At 69.7% G+C, this 16268-nt stretch carries 12 protein-coding genes; 7 read left to right on the top strand and 5 right to left on the bottom strand.

Annotated elements, in window-relative coordinates; translation table 11 throughout:
• Positions 1 to 14: 14 nt before the first annotated feature.
• Both BY998_RS03945 and ispG read right to left on the bottom strand, forming a co-directional pair.
• A complete protein-coding gene (locus tag BY998_RS03945; protein ID WP_110350331.1) occupies positions 15 to 2024 on the bottom strand; it encodes a potassium transporter Kup in 2010 nt (669 codons plus the stop codon).
• Between the two features lie 325 nt (positions 2025 to 2349).
• Positions 2350 to 3669, bottom strand: coding sequence for a flavodoxin-dependent (E)-4-hydroxy-3-methylbut-2-enyl-diphosphate synthase (ispG, locus tag BY998_RS03940; protein WP_245421472.1), 1320 nt, complete (start codon positions 3667 to 3669; stop codon positions 2350 to 2352).
• 332 nt (positions 3670 to 4001) lie between these two features.
• Here ispG and BY998_RS03935 point away from each other — a divergent pair, with 332 nt between their 5' ends.
• The 5 genes from BY998_RS03935 to BY998_RS03915 all read left to right on the top strand — a co-directional run bounded on the left by BY998_RS03935 (position 4002) and on the right by BY998_RS03915 (position 11539).
• On the top strand, positions 4002 to 5153 hold the full coding sequence (locus BY998_RS03935; protein ID WP_110350329.1) for a patatin-like phospholipase family protein: 1152 nt from the start codon (positions 4002 to 4004) through the stop codon (positions 5151 to 5153).
• A 79-nt stretch (positions 5154 to 5232) separates the two neighbouring features.
• On the top strand, positions 5233 to 6261 hold the full coding sequence (locus BY998_RS03930) for a metalloregulator ArsR/SmtB family transcription factor (RefSeq protein WP_110350328.1): 1029 nt from the start codon (positions 5233 to 5235) through the stop codon (positions 6259 to 6261).
• Between the two features lie 45 nt (positions 6262 to 6306).
• On the top strand, positions 6307 to 7230 hold the full coding sequence (metF, locus tag BY998_RS03925; protein ID WP_110350327.1) for a methylenetetrahydrofolate reductase [NAD(P)H]: 924 nt from the start codon (positions 6307 to 6309) through the stop codon (positions 7228 to 7230).
• A gap of 213 nt (positions 7231 to 7443) precedes the next feature.
• Complete coding sequence (metH, locus tag BY998_RS03920) at positions 7444 to 11196, top strand: methionine synthase (RefSeq protein WP_110350326.1); 3753 nt, start codon at positions 7444 to 7446, stop codon at positions 11194 to 11196.
• A 130-nt stretch (positions 11197 to 11326) separates the two neighbouring features.
• The gene (locus tag BY998_RS03915; RefSeq protein ID WP_110350325.1) at positions 11327 to 11539 is read left to right on the top strand and encodes a hypothetical protein; all 213 of its coding nucleotides are present in this window, start codon (positions 11327 to 11329) and stop codon (positions 11537 to 11539) included.
• Positions 11540 to 11668: 129 nt separating this feature from the next.
• On the opposite strand, the gene BY998_RS03910 is transcribed toward BY998_RS03915, so the two are convergent.
• Positions 11669 to 12862, bottom strand: coding sequence for a GNAT family N-acetyltransferase (locus BY998_RS03910; RefSeq protein WP_110350324.1), 1194 nt, complete (start codon positions 12860 to 12862; stop codon positions 11669 to 11671).
• 216 nt (positions 12863 to 13078) lie between these two features.
• Between BY998_RS03910 and BY998_RS03905 the strand changes: the two genes are divergently transcribed.
• Positions 13079 to 14128, top strand: a complete 1050-nt coding sequence (locus tag BY998_RS03905) for a polysaccharide deacetylase family protein (RefSeq protein WP_110350626.1) — start codon at positions 13079 to 13081, stop codon at positions 14126 to 14128.
• A gap of 7 nt (positions 14129 to 14135) precedes the next feature.
• On the opposite strand, the gene BY998_RS03900 is transcribed toward BY998_RS03905, so the two are convergent.
• Together BY998_RS03900 and BY998_RS03895 are read right to left on the bottom strand one after the other, a co-directional pair.
• Entirely contained in the window at positions 14136 to 14564 is a 429-nt protein-coding gene (locus BY998_RS03900) for a hypothetical protein (RefSeq protein ID WP_110350323.1), read from the bottom strand.
• A 95-nt stretch (positions 14565 to 14659) separates the two neighbouring features.
• Positions 14660 to 14866 (bottom strand): DUF2842 domain-containing protein, encoded by a 207-nt coding sequence (locus BY998_RS03895; protein WP_110350322.1) that lies wholly within the window; start codon positions 14864 to 14866, stop codon positions 14660 to 14662.
• 197 nt (positions 14867 to 15063) lie between these two features.
• Here BY998_RS03895 and BY998_RS03890 point away from each other — a divergent pair, with 197 nt between their 5' ends.
• Positions 15064 to 16200, top strand: a complete 1137-nt coding sequence (locus tag BY998_RS03890) for a COX15/CtaA family protein (protein WP_110350321.1) — start codon at positions 15064 to 15066, stop codon at positions 16198 to 16200.
• Positions 16201 to 16268: the final 68 nt, after the last annotated feature.

The raw sequence follows: 16268 nt of genomic DNA, 5'->3' as shown, positions 1-16268 counted from the left end.
CCGGGTGCCGGATGCTAGACCGTAACCTGAGTGCCCACTTCGACGACGCGGCCGGTCGGGATCTGGAAGAAGTCCGTGGCGTCGTTGGCGTTCTTGGCCAGGGTGATGAAGATCCGGTCCTGCCAGAGCGGCATGCCGGAATGGGCCGCCGGGCGGATCGAGCGGCGCGACAGGAAGAACGAGGTCGACATGATGTCGAACTTGAAGCCCTCGCGTTTGAGCAGGGTCAGGGTGCGCGGGATGTTGGGCGTCTCCATGTACCCGAAGCGCATCACCACCCGGTAGAAGCCGAAACCCACCGGCTCGATGCGCACCCGCTCTCCTTGCGTGGCGCGGGGCCGGTCCATGGTCTCGACGGTGAGCACCACGTTCTTCTCGTGGATCACCTTGTTGTGCTTCATGTTGTGCAGGAGCGCGGCGGGGGCGATCTCGGGATCGCTCGTGAGGAAGACCGCCGTGCCCTTCACCCGCTGGTAGGAGGTGCTCTTCTCCAGCATGCCGACGAGTTCGATCAGCGGCACGTCGGTCTTGCGGGTCTTGTTGAACAGGATCGTGACGCCCCGCACCCAGGTCCACATCATCAGCATCAGGCCGCCGGCGAGCATCAGCGGCACGTAGCCGCCCTCGTGGAGCTTGAGCAGGTTCGAGAGCAGGAACAGGAACTCAAGCACGATGAAGGGCATGATGATCGCCGCCGAGACCAGCGGCGAGAGCCGCACGACCTTCCACAGCACCACGTAGGCCATGGAGGCGGTGAGCAGCATCGTGCCCGTCACGGCGATGCCGTAGGCCGAGGCCAGCGCCGAGGAGGAGCGGAAGGTGATGGCGAGGATCACCACGCCGAGGGCGAGCAAGGTGTTGATCTGCGGCAGGTAGATCTGGCCGGAATGGGCCTCGGAGGTGTGGCGGATCTCCATGCGCGGCAGCATGCCGAGCTGAATCGCCTGCCGGGACAGGGAGAAGGCGCCGGTGATGACCGCTTGGCTCGCCGTCACCGTGGCCAGCGTCGCGAGCAGCACCATGGGGATCAGGCCCCATTCCGGCACGAGCTGGTAGAACGGGTCGGTCGTCTCGGGCTTGGCGAGCACGAGGGCGGTCTGGCCGAGATAGTTCAGGACGAGGCAGGGAGCGACGAGGCCGAGCCACGCCACCTGGATCGGGCGGCGCCCGAAATGGCCGAGATCGGCGAACAGCGCCTCGGCCCCGGTCACCGCCAGGAACACCGCGCCGAGCGCCACCAGCGCGCCCGTGCCGTGGCCGAGCAGGTAATGCACGGCGTACCAGGGATTGAAGGCGGCGAGCACGCCCGGATTGTCGATGATGTGGGGCAGGGCGGCGGCGGCCATGGCCAGGAACCACACCACCATGGCCGGGCCGAAGAAGGTCGCGACCCGCGCCGTCCCGTGGCTCTGGACCGCGAACAGGCCGAGGATGATCGCCACCGTGATCGGCAGGACGTAGTCGTTGAAGGCCGGGGTGACGAGCTTGAGGCCCTCCACCGCCGAGAGCACCGAGATGGCCGGGGTGATGACGGAATCGCCGTAGAACAGCGAGGCGCCGAGCAGCCCCAGCATGAAGACGATCTTGGAGCCGCCGAGCGCGTGCCGGGCCTGGGCCATCAGCGAGAGGATGCCGCCCTCGCCGTTGTTGTCCATGCGCAGCAGGATCGCGACGTACTTGATCGTGACGATCAGGAGCAGCGCCCAGATGATGAGCGAGGCGGTGCCGATCACCTCCTCGGCCAGCAGGATGCCGTCCGTGCGCGAAGGCGCCAGCGCCTCGCGGAAGGCGTAGAGCGGGCTCGTGCCGATATCGCCGTAGACGACGCCGACGGAGCCGATCGTGAGCGCCCAGAAGCCGGTCTTGGCGTGGCCGTGCGCGTCCTCCGGCGAGGCGTCGGCGACCCCCGCCGAGGTCGCGACCGGACCACCCTCGCCGGGCGCCGGACCGCCGACGGCGGGAGCCGCGACAGGATCGTCCGGCGGGCTCGACGGTGCGGCGCTTGGGCTGGCAGGCTGGGTCATCGGGCAGGCATGCCTGGGCTCGCGCGTCGTCCGGCCGGGTCTGCCGGACACGCATGAAGGAAATGCGTCGGTGGAGAGATTCGATGCGCACCCGTCACCCGGACGGGCGGCGCGTCAGGCGGTGATCCGTGCACCGCGCCCTCGCGGCTCGGGACGAGCGGCGCGCGTTCGAATCGCGTGGCTCGGAGCGCGCATCGCCGCGAGAGAGGGACGCCGAGGTTGGAGGAGAGCGGGCGGCGGCGTCCGGACCACGGGTCGCCTCCGGATCGGGACGAGGGTCGCGTCCGCCACCCGCGCAGGTGTCGGATGCGGCCCCCGGGGACACTCACTCGGCGGCGTCGCGCTTGCCCTGGCCGAAGCGGCGCTCGATGTAGTCGACCACGATGGTCTCGAAGTCCTTGGCGAGGGTCGCCCCGCGCAGGGTCATCGCCTTCTTGCCGTCGATGAAGACCGGGGCGCTCGGGCTCTCGCCGGTGCCGGGCAGCGAGATGCCGATATCGGCGTGCTTCGACTCGCCGGGGCCGTTCACGATGCAGCCCATCACCGCCACGTTGAGGCCCTCGACGCCCGGATAGGACTTCTTCCACTCCGGCATGGAGGTGGAGATCCAGTTCTGGATGTCGCGGGCGAGCTCTTGGAACGTCGTCGATGTCGTCCGGCCGCAGCCGGGGCACGCCGCCACGAGCGGCACGAACGTGCGGAAGCCCATGGTCTGCAGGAGTTCCTGCGCGGCCTTGACCTCCACGGTGCGGTCGCCGCCGGGCTCGGGCGTCAGCGAGTAGCGGATCGTGTCGCCGATGCCTTCCTGGAGCAGCACGCCGATGGCGGCCGAGGCCGCGACGATGCCCTTCGAGCCCATGCCGGCCTCGGTCAGGCCGAGATGGATCGCGTAGTCGGAGCGGCGGGCCACCTCGCGGTAGACGGCGATCAGATCCTGCACCGCCGAGACCTTGGCGGAGAGGATGATGCGGTCCTTGGGCAGCCCCAGCGCCACCGCGCGGTCGGCCGAGGTCAGCGCCGACTGCACCATGGCCTCGCGCATCACCGCGCGGGCGTCGATGGGGCGGGGCAGCTTGGCGTTCTCGTCCATCAGGTGGGTCAGCAGCTCGCCGTCGAGCGAGCCCCAGTTCGCGCCGATGCGCACCGTCTTGCCGTAGCGGACGGCCTGCTCGACGATGGTCGAGAACTGGGTGTCCTTCTTTTCCTTGAAGCCGACATTGCCCGGGTTGATCCGGTACTTGGCCAGCGCCTCGGCGCAGGCCGGATGATCGGACAGGAGCTTGTGGCCGATGTAGTGGAAGTCGCCCACCAGGGGCACGTGGCAGCCGATGCGGTCGAGCCGCTCGCGGATCTTCGGCACGGCGGCCGCCGCCTCGTCGCGATCGACGGTGATGCGCACCAGCTCCGAGCCGGCGCGGGCGAGCTGGGCCACCTGGGCCACGGTGCCGTCGATATCGGCCGTGTCGGTGTTGGTCATCGACTGCACGACGATCGGGGCGCCGCCGCCGACGGTGACCGCGCCTTCGCCGCTGCCGATCTGCACGCCGACGGTGCGGTGGCGCGGTGCCGGCCCTGCGATCTCCGGCCCCGTCATGTTCGGGCTCCGGGGATCGATCGGGTTTGCCAGGGCGTCGGGAGCTTCCATGACTTCCATCGTGCCTTCGCGGGTCAACTGTCGTCCGCGCGTGCCGGCCTTGAGGCATTCCGCAGGCGCAGGAGCGATCCTACCTGAATCCGGCGCGATCCGCGACCTGCCGCCGCGCCCGCGCATGCTCAGCGTGCCTCGCTTCCGAAGCCGCTTCCATGTCGCATCCGAACCGTGATGTCGAGCGTGTGTCGTGCAGATGCAAGGATGCCGAAGAACAGATGCGCCTTATCATATCTTGCATTCGCGTGCCCGCGGGGCAAAGAACCGCACGCGCACGCTTGCTGCTTTGCACCATCTTAGGATGCGCTGCAACAAACCTGTGAGGGACGATGGACGCGACGAGCCCCGATCCGGAGACCGCCGGAGCCCTGCGAGGCGTCGAGCCCGACGACGCCCACAACCCCGCGACCGCCGTCCCCGACCCCATCGCCGATTCGACGCGCCCGGGTCGCGATTTCCGCGGCCTCGCCGGTCCGCGGGCCGAGAAGGCCGTCGCGCTCGCGCTCCAGGGCGGCGGCTCGCACGGCGCCTTCACCTGGGGCGTGCTCGACGCGCTGATCGAGGATGGTCGCATCGCCTTCGAGGCGGTGACGGGGGCGAGCGCGGGGGCGATGAACGCCGTCGTCCTCGTGGACGGCTGGCTCGCGGGCGGCCCCGACGGCGCGCGCACGGCGCTGGAGAAGTTCTGGCGCGAGGCGAGCCTGGATGCCGACCTGCGCCCCTCGCAACAGACCTGGATCAACGGCCTGTTCCAGTTCTGGAAAGGCAATCCCTTCATCGAGCCGTGGCTGAAGGCGTTCAATCCGGGCCCCTACGCCACCAATCCGCTGAACTTCAATCCCCTGCGCGATGCGTTGGAGCACACGGTCGACTTCGATCGCCTGCGCGCGGCCGAGACCGCCAACGTCTTCGTCTCGGCCACCAATGTCTGGACCGGTAAGCTCGCCGTGTTCGAGCGGGAGCGCCTGACCGCCGATCACCTGATGGCCTCGGCCTGCCTGCCGACCGTGTTCCAGGCGGTGGAGATCGACGGCGTGCCCTACTGGGACGGCGGCTATCTCGGCAATCCGGCCCTCTACCCCCTGCACGGGTCGAGCACCCGCGACATCCTCCTGGTGCAGATCAACCCGGTGGAGCGCCGCGAGACGCCGCGCTCGGCCAGCGACATCCAGAACCGGCTCAACGAGATCACCTTCAACGCCAACCTGATGCGCGAATTGCGCGCCATCGACTTCGTGCACGGGCTGATCGACGAGAGCGGGCAGGGAGAGGTCCCGGGTCTGGAGCGCGTCTTCCTCCACCGCATCGACGGCACCGACTCGCTCGACAACTACGCCGCCTCCTCGCGCGTCGATGCCCGCTGGCGGGTCATCGAGCGCCTGCGCGACAAGGGTCGGGCTGCGGCCAAGGCTTGGCTCGAGAGCGGCTACGACGAGGTCGGGAAGCGCTGCACCCTCGACCTGAAGCAGGCCTACCAGTAGCGGCCGATCACTGACGAAGGGGCCGGGTCGTCAGCAAAAACGCTTGCCACCGGCCTGCTACGCACATAAAGATATCTTTATGTCTAGCGCGAGCGGCCCCACGAACAATTCGACCACGGTCCCGGTGCCCTTCGCCGAGGCGCTCGCCGTGCTGCGGGCTGCGGCGGAGGAGACGCGGCTGCGCATCCTCGCGCTGCTGGCCGAAGGGGAGCTGTCGGTCTCCGACCTCACCGACATCCTCGGTCAGTCCCAGCCGCGCATCTCGCGCCACCTCAAGCTTCTGGTCGAATCGGGTTTGATCGAGCGTCACCGCGAGGGCGCCTGGGCCTTCTTCCGCCTGCGCGAGGCGGCCATCGGCTTCGTCGAGCCGCTGATCGAGGCCCTGGAGCGCAGGGCGCCGCCGCTCTCGGAGGACCGTGCCCGGCTCGATTCCGTGCGCGCCCAGCGGGCCGAGGCGGCCCAGGCGTTCTTCGCGCGCCTCGCTCCCAAATGGGACGGCCTGCGCTCCCTCCACGTGCCCGAGGCCGCGGTGGAGGCGGCGGTGCTCGACGCGCTCGGCAGCCGGCCGGTGCGCCACGTCGTCGATCTCGGCACCGGCACCGGCAAGATGCTCGGCCTGCTGGCGCCGCTCGCGGCCCGCGCCACCGGGCTCGATTCGAGCCACGCCATGCTCTCGGTCGCCCGGGCGAATCTGGAGCAGCTCGGCCTGTCGCGGGTCGATCTGCGCCAGGGCGATCTGCACGCGCCGCCCTTCGGGCGCGCCAGCTTCGACCTCGTGGTGCTGCATCAGGTGCTGCACTATCTCGACGACCCGGCCCGCGCGCTTCGCGAGGCGGCCCGACTCGTGACGCCGGGCGGCCGGCTGCTGGTGGTCGATTTCGCGCCGCACGATCTCGAACAGCTGCGCGAGACCCAGGCCCATCGCCGCCTCGGCTTCGCGGCCGATCAAGTCGCGGGCTGGCTCGTTCAGGCAGGCCTGTCCGATGTCGAGAGCCGCAACCTCGCGCCCGAGGACGGCACCGAATTACCGCTCACCGTCACGCTCTGGCTGGCGCACGACGCCTCGGCCGGAGCCGCGGCGGCCGAGCCCGAACGCGCCGTGGCCTGACGCCCGGCCTCACGACGACACGATCGCATCAAGAGGGACGATCCGATGCCCAGCGAATCCCGGCACCGTGCCAGCCGCGACGGCTTCCGCCCGATCCGCGTCTCCATCGAGTTCTTTCCGCCCAAGACCGAGGAGATGGAGAACATCCTCTGGTCCTCGATCGAGCGGCTGGCGCCGCTCCAGCCGAAATTCGTCTCGGTGACTTACGGCGCTGGCGGCTCGACCCGCGAGCGCACCCACAACACCGTGGCGCGCATGGTGCGCGAGACCAGTCTCAAGCCCGCCGCCCACCTCACCTGCGTCAACGCCACGCGCGAGGAGATCGACGCCGTCGTGCAGTCCTACTGGGATGCGGGCGTGCGCCACATCGTGGCCCTGCGCGGCGACCCGGCGGAAGGCGTCGGCCACACCTATCGGCCCCATCCCGGCGGCTATGCCCAGACCTGCGACCTCGTGGCCGGCATCAAGCGGATCGGCGACTTCAAGGTTTCGGTCTCGGCTTACCCGGAGAAGCACCCGGAGGCCGCCTCGCTCGATGCCGATATCGACGCGCTGAAGGCCAAGGTCGATGCCGGCGCCGATCAGGCGATCACCCAGTTCTTCTTCGATAACGAGATCTATCTCCGCTATCTCGAGAAGGTGCGCGCGGCCGGCATCGACATCCCGATCATCCCGGGCATCCTGCCGGTGCAGAACTTCAAGCAGGCGGCCAACTTCGCCCGCCGCACCGGCGCTTCGGTGCCCTACTGGCTCGCGGCCCGGTTCGAAGGTCTGGAGAACGACGTCGAGACCCGCCGCCTCGTCGCGGCGGCGGTTGCCGCCGAGCAGGTGCTCGACCTCGTCGACGAGGGCGTGGAGGACTTCCACTTCTACTCGATGAACCGCTCGGATCTCGTCTACGCGATCTGCCATCTGCTCGGCCTGCGCTCGCAGGCGCCGGCGAAGGTGGCGACGCAGAAGGCGGCGTAAGGGTGCCCGTCCTTGCGAGCGTGAGCGAAGCAATCCAGCCCGCCTCGTCGAGCGCGGCGCGTCCCTGGATTGCTTCGGCTTCGCCGCGCAATGACGGCATGAGGTCAAAAGAGATATCGAGGCGTCGCCTCGAACCGCACACCTGACAGACAGAACCCACCCGCCTCCGGTCATCCGCATCGCGGCTTCTGGGATCACTGCGAGATAGCAAGAATGACCACCTTCCCCCCCGTCGACGGCGCCGAAATCGAGCGCGCGCTGCGCCAGCGCGCGTCCGAAAAGATCCTCGTCCTCGATGGGGCGATGGGCACCGTGATCCAGCGGCTCAAGTACACGGAGGAGGACTTCCGGGGTGAGCGGTTCAAGGATCACGGGCACGATCAGAAGGGCAACAACGACCTCCTGATCCTGACGCAGCCCGATGCGATCCGGCAGATCCACCTCGACTACTTCCTCGCGGGCGCCGACGTCTGCGAGACCAACACGTTTTCCGGGACCACGATCGCCCAGGCCGATTACGGCATGGAATCGATCATCCACGAGCTGAACGCGCAGGGCGCACGCCTCGCCCGCGAGGCGGCCAAGCTCGCGGAAGAACAGGACGGCCGCCGCCGCTTCGTGGCCGGCGCCATCGGCCCGACCAACCGCACGCTCTCGATCTCGCCGGACGTGAACAATCCCGGCTACCGTGCCGTCACCTTCGATGGGGTGAAGCAGGCCTATGTCGAGCAGGTGCGCGGGCTGATCGACGGCGGCGCCGAGCTCATCCTGATCGAGACGATCTTCGACACGCTCAACGCCAAGGCGGCGATCGCGGCGGCGTGGCAGGTCTTCGAGGAGACCGGCATCCGCCTGCCGATCCAGATTTCCGGCACCATCACCGATCTGTCCGGCCGCACTCTGTCCGGCCAGACGCCCGGCGCCTTCTGGAATTCCCTGCGTCACTCCGATCCGCTGACCTTCGGCCTCAACTGTGCGCTCGGCGCCAAGGAGATGCGCGGCCACATCGCCGAACTCGCGCGCATCTGCGACACGCTGGTCTGCGCCTACCCGAATGCGGGTCTCCCCAACGAATTCGGCCTCTACGACGAGAGCCCGGAGGCGATGGGCAAGCTGGTGGGCGAGTTCGCGGCCTCCGGTCTCGTCAACATGGTCGGCGGCTGCTGCGGCACCACCCCGGACCACATCCGCGCCATCGCCGAGGCCGTCGCCGACAAGAAGCCGCGCGAAATCCCCGAGATCCCGCGCCTGATGCGGCTCTCGGGTCTGGAGCCCTTCGTGCTCACGAAGGAGATCCCCTTCGTCAACGTCGGCGAGCGCACCAACGTCACCGGCTCGGCCAAATTCCGCAAGCTCATCACCAACGGCGATTACGCCGCTGCCCTCGACGTCGCTCGCGATCAGGTCGCGGCGGGGGCCCAGGTCATCGACGTCAACATGGACGAGGGCCTGCTCGACAGTCAGAAGGCGATGGTCGAGTTCCTCAATCTCGTGGCCGCCGAGCCCGACATCGCCCGCGTCCCGGTGATGGTCGATTCCTCGAAGTTCGAGGTGATCGAGGCCGGGCTGAAGTGCATCCAGGGCAAGCCGATCGTGAACTCGATCTCCATGAAGGAGGGCGAGGAAAAGTTCATCGAGGCCGCCAAGGTCTGCCGCTCCTACGGCGCGGCGGTCGTCGTGATGGCCTTCGACGAGCAGGGCCAAGCGGACTCCTACGAGCGCAAGGTCGAGATCTGCACCAAGGCCTACAAGATCCTGACCGAGCAGGTCGGATTTCCGCCCGAAGACATCATCTTCGACCCCAACATCTTCGCCGTCGCCACGGGTATCGAAGAGCATAACCCCTACGGCGTCGCCTTCATCGAGGCGACCCGCACGATCCGCGAGACCCTGCCCCACGCCCACATCTCCGGCGGCGTCTCGAACCTGTCCTTCGCCTTCCGCGGCAACGAGCCGGTGCGCGAGGCGATGCACGCGGTGTTCCTGTTCCACTGCATCAAGGCCGGCATGGACATGGGCATCGTCAATGCCGGCCAGCTGGCCGTCTACGACGAGATCCCGGCCGAACTCCGCGAACTCTGCGAGGACGTGGTCCTCAACCGGCGCGACGATTCCACCGAGCGCCTGCTGGAGGCCGCCGAGCGTTTCAAGACCGGCGCCTCGGCCCAGGCCAAGACCGCCGACCTCTCCTGGCGCGAGGCCCCGGTCGAGAAGCGCATCGAGCACGCGCTGGTCAACGGGATCACCGAGTACATCATCGCGGACACGGAAGAGGCGCGAACGGGCGTCGAGCGTCCGCTCCACGTCATCGAGGGTCCGCTGATGGCCGGCATGAACGTGGTCGGCGACCTGTTCGGCTCCGGCAAGATGTTCCTGCCCCAGGTCGTGAAGTCCGCCCGCGTGATGAAGCAAGCGGTGGCCTATCTCGAACCCTTCATGGAGGAGGAGAAGCGGGCCAATGGCGGCGACGGCAAGCGCCGGGCCGCCGGCAAGGTGCTGATGGCCACCGTCAAGGGCGACGTGCACGACATCGGCAAGAACATCGTCGGCGTCGTGCTCGCCTGCAACAATTACGAGATCATCGATCTCGGCGTGATGGTGCCGACGGCCAAGATCCTGGAGACGGCCAAGCGCGAGAACGTCGACATCGTCGGCCTCTCGGGCCTCATCACCCCCTCGCTCGACGAGATGGTGCATGTCGCCGCCGAGATGGAGCGCGAGGGCATGGAGATGCCGCTGCTGATCGGCGGCGCCACCACGAGCCGCGTCCACACCGCGGTGAAGATCCACCCGGCCTACGATCGCGGCCAGGCGGTCTACGTCACCGATGCGAGCCGCGCGGTGGGCGTGGTGTCGAGCCTGATCTCGAAGGAGACCCGCGGGGCGACCATCGAGAAGGTGCGCGCCGAGTACCGCAAGGTCGCCGACGCGCATGCCCGCTCGGAACTCGACAAGCAGCGCCTGCCGCTGGCGAAAGCCCGGGCCAATGCCTTCAAGGTCGACTGGTCGGGCTACGCCCCGAAGAAGCCGAGCTTCACCGGCACCCGCGTCTACGGGTCCTACGAGGTGGCCGACCTCGTTCCCTACATCGACTGGACGCCGTTCCTGCAGACCTACGAGTTCAAGGGCCGCTACCCCGCGATCCTCGACGATCCCGATCAGGGCCCAGCGGCGCGGGCGCTGTTCGAAGACGCGCAGGCCATGCTCAAGCAGATCGTGGAGGAGCGCTGGTTCAACCCGAAGGCGGTGATCGGCTTCTGGCCGGCCAACAGCGTCGGCGACGACATCCGGCTCTTCACAGGCGAGAGCCGGCAGGAGACGCTCGCGACCTTCCACGGCCTGCGCCAGCAGCTGTCGAAGCGCGACGGGCGTCCCAACACCTGCATCTCCGACTTCGTGGCGCCGGCCGAGACCGGCATCGCCGACTATGTCGGCGCCTTCGTGGTGACCGCGGGGCTCGAAGAGGTGCGCATCGCCGAGCGCTTCGAGCGGGCGAACGACGATTACCGCTCGATCCTCGTCAAGGCGCTCGCCGACCGCATCGCCGAGGCCTTCGCCGAGCGGATGCACGAGCGCGTCCGCCGGGAGTTCTGGGGCTACGCGCCGGACGAGGCGTTCACCGCGGACGAACTCGTCCACGAGAAGTACGACGGCATCCGGCCGGCGCCCGGCTACCCGGCCCAGCCCGACCACACCGAGAAGGTGACGCTGTTCGATCTTCTCAAGGCGGAGAGCCGCATCGGCGTGAAGCTCACCGAGTCGTACGCCATGTGGCCGGGCTCCTCGGTCTCGGGCCTCTACCTCGCGCATCCGGACGCGCATTACTTCGGCGTCGCCAAGGTGGAGCGGGATCAGGTCGAGGATTATGCCCTGCGCAAGGGCATGGACATCGCCGCGGTCGAGCGTTGGCTCGGGCCGATCCTCAATTACGATCCGGCCCGCTACCTCAAGGCGGCTGCCGAATAGGTCACGCCGAATAGGTCACACTTGGCGCGGGAACGCTCCCGCGCCGCCACTTTTCCCTTGCCGCGGGGGGGCGCGGCGCGGCACGCCTTTGCGATCCGCGGGGACGCCCCGCCTTCCAAAGGACGTCTCGATGCGCCCCACGCTCCTCCTTCTCGCCGTGGCCCTGGGCCTCGGCCTGTCCGCTTGCAACAGCACGGATTCCGGCGGCCCCGGCCTGTCCTCGGCCTTCGACAGCAGCAACTATCGCAACTCCTCCGACACCAACGGCACGCAGAGCCGCCGCGACGTGAACCGCGCCTACACCCAGCCCTCGCTGCCCTCGATCGCCAACCGCGGCTTCTGATCCGCCCGGGCGGTCCTTCCATTACGACGCACCCTCTGCCGTCATCGCTTCGCTCGTAGTGACGGCAGAGGGCTGAAGACATCGATCCGACGGAGACCGGGTGCTCTCCGCCGTCCTGCGGACAGGTGCCTAGCGCCGCAGCCGCTGCAAGCGCTGAGCCGCCGCCCAGAGCCGCGGCGAGCGCTTGATGCGGTGCTTGAGCCGCACCGCCAGCCCCGAGGCCAGCACGAGCCCGTGGCTCAGGGGGCTGACCGGCACGACCTGCTCGACGAGTTCGATCGTCTCGTCGCAAGTCTTGGCCTTGTAGCCCGCCTCGCCGACGCCGAGGTCGAGGGCGCGCCGCCCCCGCGCCGCCTGATCGCCGACGAGCCGGTGCAGCAGGATCTCGCCGGGGCTGTAGCGGCCGAGGTCAGGGTCGGTATCGAACGAGGTCCACATCCCGCAAAAGCGTGCGCCGTCCACGGCGCCGCCGAAGGTCGCCAGGATGCGCCCGCTCTCGCTCGCCACGAGGGCGTGGACTTCGACGGCCGGTGCGCGCTCGCCCTCGCCCGTCGTCGCGGCGGCGATGAAGCGTTGCACGGCCGGTTCCGCGAAGGGATCGGCGACGCCGAGGCTCGCGAAGCGCGCGGCCTTCTGCGCGTAGAAGGCCGCCTGGATCTCGGCTGCCGCCTCCGACGTCCGGGCGACGCGATGCTCGACCGGTCCGAGGACTTCCACGAGCTTGCGCTCCTTGGCCCGCAGCTTCTTGCGGGTGTCGCCGCTGAACACCCGGCGCAGGGTCGCCTCGGCATCGGGCCCGAGCAGCATGCCGTAGGCGTCGCTCGGAGCGGCCAGCCCACCTGCGCCCAGAGGGTTCGGCACGCCGTCCCAGAAGCGAGGCTGGTTGGCGAAGGCGTAGGCGTCGATGCCCGCCGCGCGGCCCGCCCGCACCAGCGCCTCGGTCAGATCCTCCGCCCGCATCGCCGCCGCCTCGCGGGAGGCGAAGAGCGGCATGTGGAAATTGGCGTGCCGGTCGCCGACCACCCGCGCGACCCGCAAGGGCCCGCGGCGCCCGACGACGAGCGGGATCAGCACGCGGGCGCGCCCGCTTTCGTCCCGCAGCACGAGGATGCGGGGCGCCGCACCGGCCTCGATCCGGGCGCCGAGATAAGCCGCGACCCAGTCGAAGCGCTGGTAGGGCGTCATCAGCACCGCCGGATCGGATTCGATCCCGCGCCAGAGCCCCTCGACCGCCGCGAGATCGGAGAATACCTCCGCGGTGAGGCCGCCGCGATGCGGGCGCACCGCCTCGCCGACCACCAGGTTTTCGGCCAGAGCCGCCATGTCCAGATCTCCCGGCGCGGGCGCCCGCCGCCGGCGAGCGGCCGGGACACTTTGCGCGCTGAAACAATGTCTTGGACGCGACCCTCGCCCGGCCGGCCTCAAACCCCGGTTGACGGGCATGATCGATCTGCGGGGATGGGTAACGAAAGCTTTTCGCGTTTCGCGCTAGCCTCGCTCCGGCCGGGGCTCCCCGGCGCTCTGGCCGCCCCACGCACCATGCTGTCGCCCCGCACCCGCCACCGGTTGTTCCGCGCCGGCTTCCGCGCCGTCGCCGCGAGCGGCGCCGACCGCTGGCTCGCTCCCGCCGCCCGGGGGCGCGGACTGATCCTCACCTTCCACCACGTCCGCCCGGAGCCGGCGGCGGCCTTCGCGCCCAACGCGCTCCTGTCGATCACCCCCGACTTCCTCGACCGGACCTTAAGCCTGCTCGCCGCCCGCGGCTTCGAGACGATCGGCCTCGACCACGTGCCCGAACGGCTGGCGGAGCCGCCCGGCGGGCGGCCCTTCGCGGTGCTGACCTTCGACGACGGCTACCGCGACAATGTCGAGCATGCGCGGCCGGTACTGGCCCGCCACGCCGCGCCCTGGACGCTGTTCGTCACGAGCGACTTCGCCGACGGGCGGGGGCGGCTGTGGTGGATCGAGCTCGAGCGGGCCATCGCCCGGCTCGACACGGTGCGCCTGGACGGCCTCGTCCTGCCCGCGCGGACGGATGCGGAGAAGACGACCGCCTTCGAGGCCACCTACCGCAGCCTCCGGGCCGGGCCCGAACCGGTTCTGCTAGAGGAGATCGCGCGCCTGTGCCGCGAGGCCGGGTTCGCGCCGGGCGAGATCGCCCGCGACCTGTGCCTGGGCTGGGACGCGCTGCGCGATCTCGCCCGCGACCCGTCCGTCACCATCGGCGCGCACACGCTCTCGCACCCGATGCTCGCCAAGCACGATCCTGCCTTCGCGGAACGGGAGATCGCCGAGAGCCGCGCACGGATCGCGGCAGAGCTGGATCGCCCGGTGCGTCACCTCTCTTATCCCGTCGGCGACCCGACTTCGGCGGGGCCGCGAGAGTTCGCGATGGCAGAAAGACTCGGCTTCGCCACCGCGGTGACGACCCGGCCGGGCCACCTATTCACGGTGCACAGCCGCCACCTCCACGCCCTGCCGCGGGTCTCGGTGAACGGGCTGCACCAGACCGACGCGGCACTCGCGAGCCTGATCTCGGGCGTGCCGTTCCTGGCCTGGAACCGCGGGCGGCGGCTCAACGTGGCTTGAGCGCGCCTCAGCGGCGACGGCGGCGCGAGCGCGAGGGGCCGGAATCCGCTTCCCCCGTGCCGCTCTCGACGCTGCCGACATCGAAGCTGGCGCTGGCCCGGCCGTGCCGGCGGCTCGCGCGCCCGCGCCGGCTTCTCCGGGCGGGCTCGATGTCGGGCTCCTCGACGGAGGGGATGCCGGGGATCGTCGCGGTCGAGGCGACCGAGGACGTGCTGGGCGCCGGATCGCTGCCGGAGGTGTAGCCGCCGCCGCTCGCGACGTTCCGGGCGGGCGGCCCGAACATGGCGAGGCACTGGTTGTAGGCGAGGTCGTTCTTGAGCCGCTCGCATTCCGCCATGGAGCGCGGCGCGCCCTGGGCCGCCGCCGGCGCGGTGAGGGTGACGAGGCAGAGGCTGAAGAGGACGTGCGGCCGGAGCCGGGGCAGACGACGGCGCATGGGCGACGGACGACTTTCGGAAGCGAACCTTGAGCGTAGAAGGCTCTGTCTTCTCGCCAGAGTGCGGCGAAAAAAGGGGCTTCCGGTCTCGCAGCCTATTCGTCGGGCCGTTCCATCCAGCGGATCAGCGGCATCAGGGGGAAGATCCAGGCGATGCCGAGGATCGAGTAGATCACCGTCTGCACCGCCGGATGCGTCTCCGCGATGCGGCTGTCGGCGAGCGCCATGGCAAGCGGCGCATAGACGATCACGAAGACCAGGATGCCGAAGGTTCCGAGCAGGGTGCGCGAGCGGCGGCGCATGGGGCCTTGCATCTCTCGTGTCGGGGGCAGGGCGCTTGCGCGCCGAAAAAGGGTCGTACCGACCTCGGGCCTCCCCCGCAACGCCGGGCGGCTGCGTCATACGCCGCGTTGCGCACGGGGCCGTGCTTCCCGTAAGCCACGCCCGGCGCTCTTCGCTCCAAAGCGCTCCAAAGCCGCCGGACCGGGCACGCGAGACCATGAGACTGTCGACAGCTTCCACCGCCGACCGCTTCGACGCCGTTCCGGCGGGCTCGGGCCGCCCCGGGCGCGGCGCGGTCCGCGCGTGGCTCTACCTCCTGGCCGTGCTCGTCGTGGCGATGGTCGCGGTCGGCGGGGCGACGCGGCTCACGGGCTCGGGCCTCTCGATCACCGAGTGGCGACCGGTGACGGGCGTGGTGCCACCGCTCAGCGCGGCTGATTGGGCGGCGGAGTTCGACAAGTACCGCGACACGCCGCAATTCCGCATCCTCAACCAGGGCATCGGCCTCGACGGCTTCAAGACGCTCTACTGGTGGGAATGGGGCCACCGCCTGCTCGGGCGCTTCGTCGGCCTCGTCTTCTTCCTGCCCTTCGCGTGGTTCTGGTGGCGCGGCATGCTCGGCCGACGGCTGCTATTGGGCCTGCTCGGCCTCGGCCTGCTCGGCGGGCTCCAGGGGGCGATCGGCTGGATCATGGTCGCCTCGGGCCTTCAGCCCGGCATGACGGCGGTGGCCCCCCTCAAGCTCGCCCTGCACCTCACCACCGCGAGTCTGATCCTGGCGGGCCTCGTCTGGCTCGCCGCCGGCACCCGGGCGCGGGCCCTCGCCCCGGCCCCCGAACCGGTGCGGATCGTCGCCTGCCTGCTGCCGGCGCTGGTGCTCGTGCAGATCTGGCTCGGCGGGCTCGTGGCCGGCTCCAAGGCGGGGCTGCTCTACAACACCTGGCCCGACATGGACGGCATGCTCGTCCCGCCCGCGCGCATCCTCTTCGACAAGGTGCCCTTCATCGAGAACTTCGTCGACAACCTCGCCCTGGTGCAGCTCAACCACCGCCTGTTCGCCTATCTCGTCGTGCTGGCGGCCCTCGCCCACGCGGCCCAGGCCGTCCGCAGCGGGGTCGGGGGCCGGGCGATGGGGGTGGCCACCCTCGTCGTGGCGCAGATGGGCCTCGGTATCGTGACCCTGCTCTTGCAGGTGCCGCTCTGGGCGGGGCTCGCCCATCAGGTCTTCGCCATGGCGGTGCTGATCATGGCCACCGTCCATGCCCGCCTCAGCCTCGGCGTGCGCGCGGCCCGGGCGCCCGCCGAAGGCACGGTGCCGATCGGCCTCGAAGCGCTCGCCGGCCGCGGGGCCTGACCCCGCCCGCGCGGGACCGCGAGTGGCGCGAAACCTGCTCCGCCCACGGGCGGGGTCACGAAACCGTC

The sequence above is a fragment of the Methylobacterium sp. B4 genome (genome assembly GCF_003201865.1).
GTDB lineage: Bacteria > Pseudomonadota > Alphaproteobacteria > Rhizobiales > Beijerinckiaceae > Methylobacterium.
The sequence above is the reverse complement of the archived record's forward strand: the minus strand, read 5'-3'. Positions and strand labels throughout refer to the sequence as shown.

Bases quoted from the DNA above. Each gene is read 5' to 3' on its own strand.
- metH (WP_110350326.1), top strand. From the start codon at position 7,444: ATGACCACCTTCCCCCCCGTCGACGGCGCCGAAATCGAGCGCGCGCTG.
- BY998_RS03905 (WP_110350626.1), top strand. From the start codon at position 13,079: ATGCTGTCGCCCCGCACCCGCCACCGGTTGTTCCGCGCCGGCTTCCGC.
- BY998_RS03915 (WP_110350325.1), top strand. From the start codon at position 11,327: ATGCGCCCCACGCTCCTCCTTCTCGCCGTGGCCCTGGGCCTCGGCCTG.
- ispG (WP_245421472.1), bottom strand. From the start codon at position 3,669: ATGGAAGCTCCCGACGCCCTGGCAAACCCGATCGATCCCCGGAGCCCG.
- BY998_RS03945 (WP_110350331.1), bottom strand. From the start codon at position 2,024: ATGACCCAGCCTGCCAGCCCAAGCGCCGCACCGTCGAGCCCGCCGGAC.
- BY998_RS03935 (WP_110350329.1), top strand. From the start codon at position 4,002: ATGGACGCGACGAGCCCCGATCCGGAGACCGCCGGAGCCCTGCGAGGC.
- BY998_RS03890 (WP_110350321.1), top strand. From the start codon at position 15,064: ATGAGACTGTCGACAGCTTCCACCGCCGACCGCTTCGACGCCGTTCCG.
- BY998_RS03895 (WP_110350322.1), bottom strand. From the start codon at position 14,866: ATGCGCCGCCGCTCGCGCACCCTGCTCGGAACCTTCGGCATCCTGGTC.
- BY998_RS03930 (WP_110350328.1), top strand. From the start codon at position 5,233: ATGTCTAGCGCGAGCGGCCCCACGAACAATTCGACCACGGTCCCGGTG.
- metF (WP_110350327.1), top strand. From the start codon at position 6,307: ATGCCCAGCGAATCCCGGCACCGTGCCAGCCGCGACGGCTTCCGCCCG.
- BY998_RS03910 (WP_110350324.1), bottom strand. From the start codon at position 12,862: ATGGCGGCTCTGGCCGAAAACCTGGTGGTCGGCGAGGCGGTGCGCCCG.
- BY998_RS03900 (WP_110350323.1), bottom strand. From the start codon at position 14,564: ATGCGCCGTCGTCTGCCCCGGCTCCGGCCGCACGTCCTCTTCAGCCTC.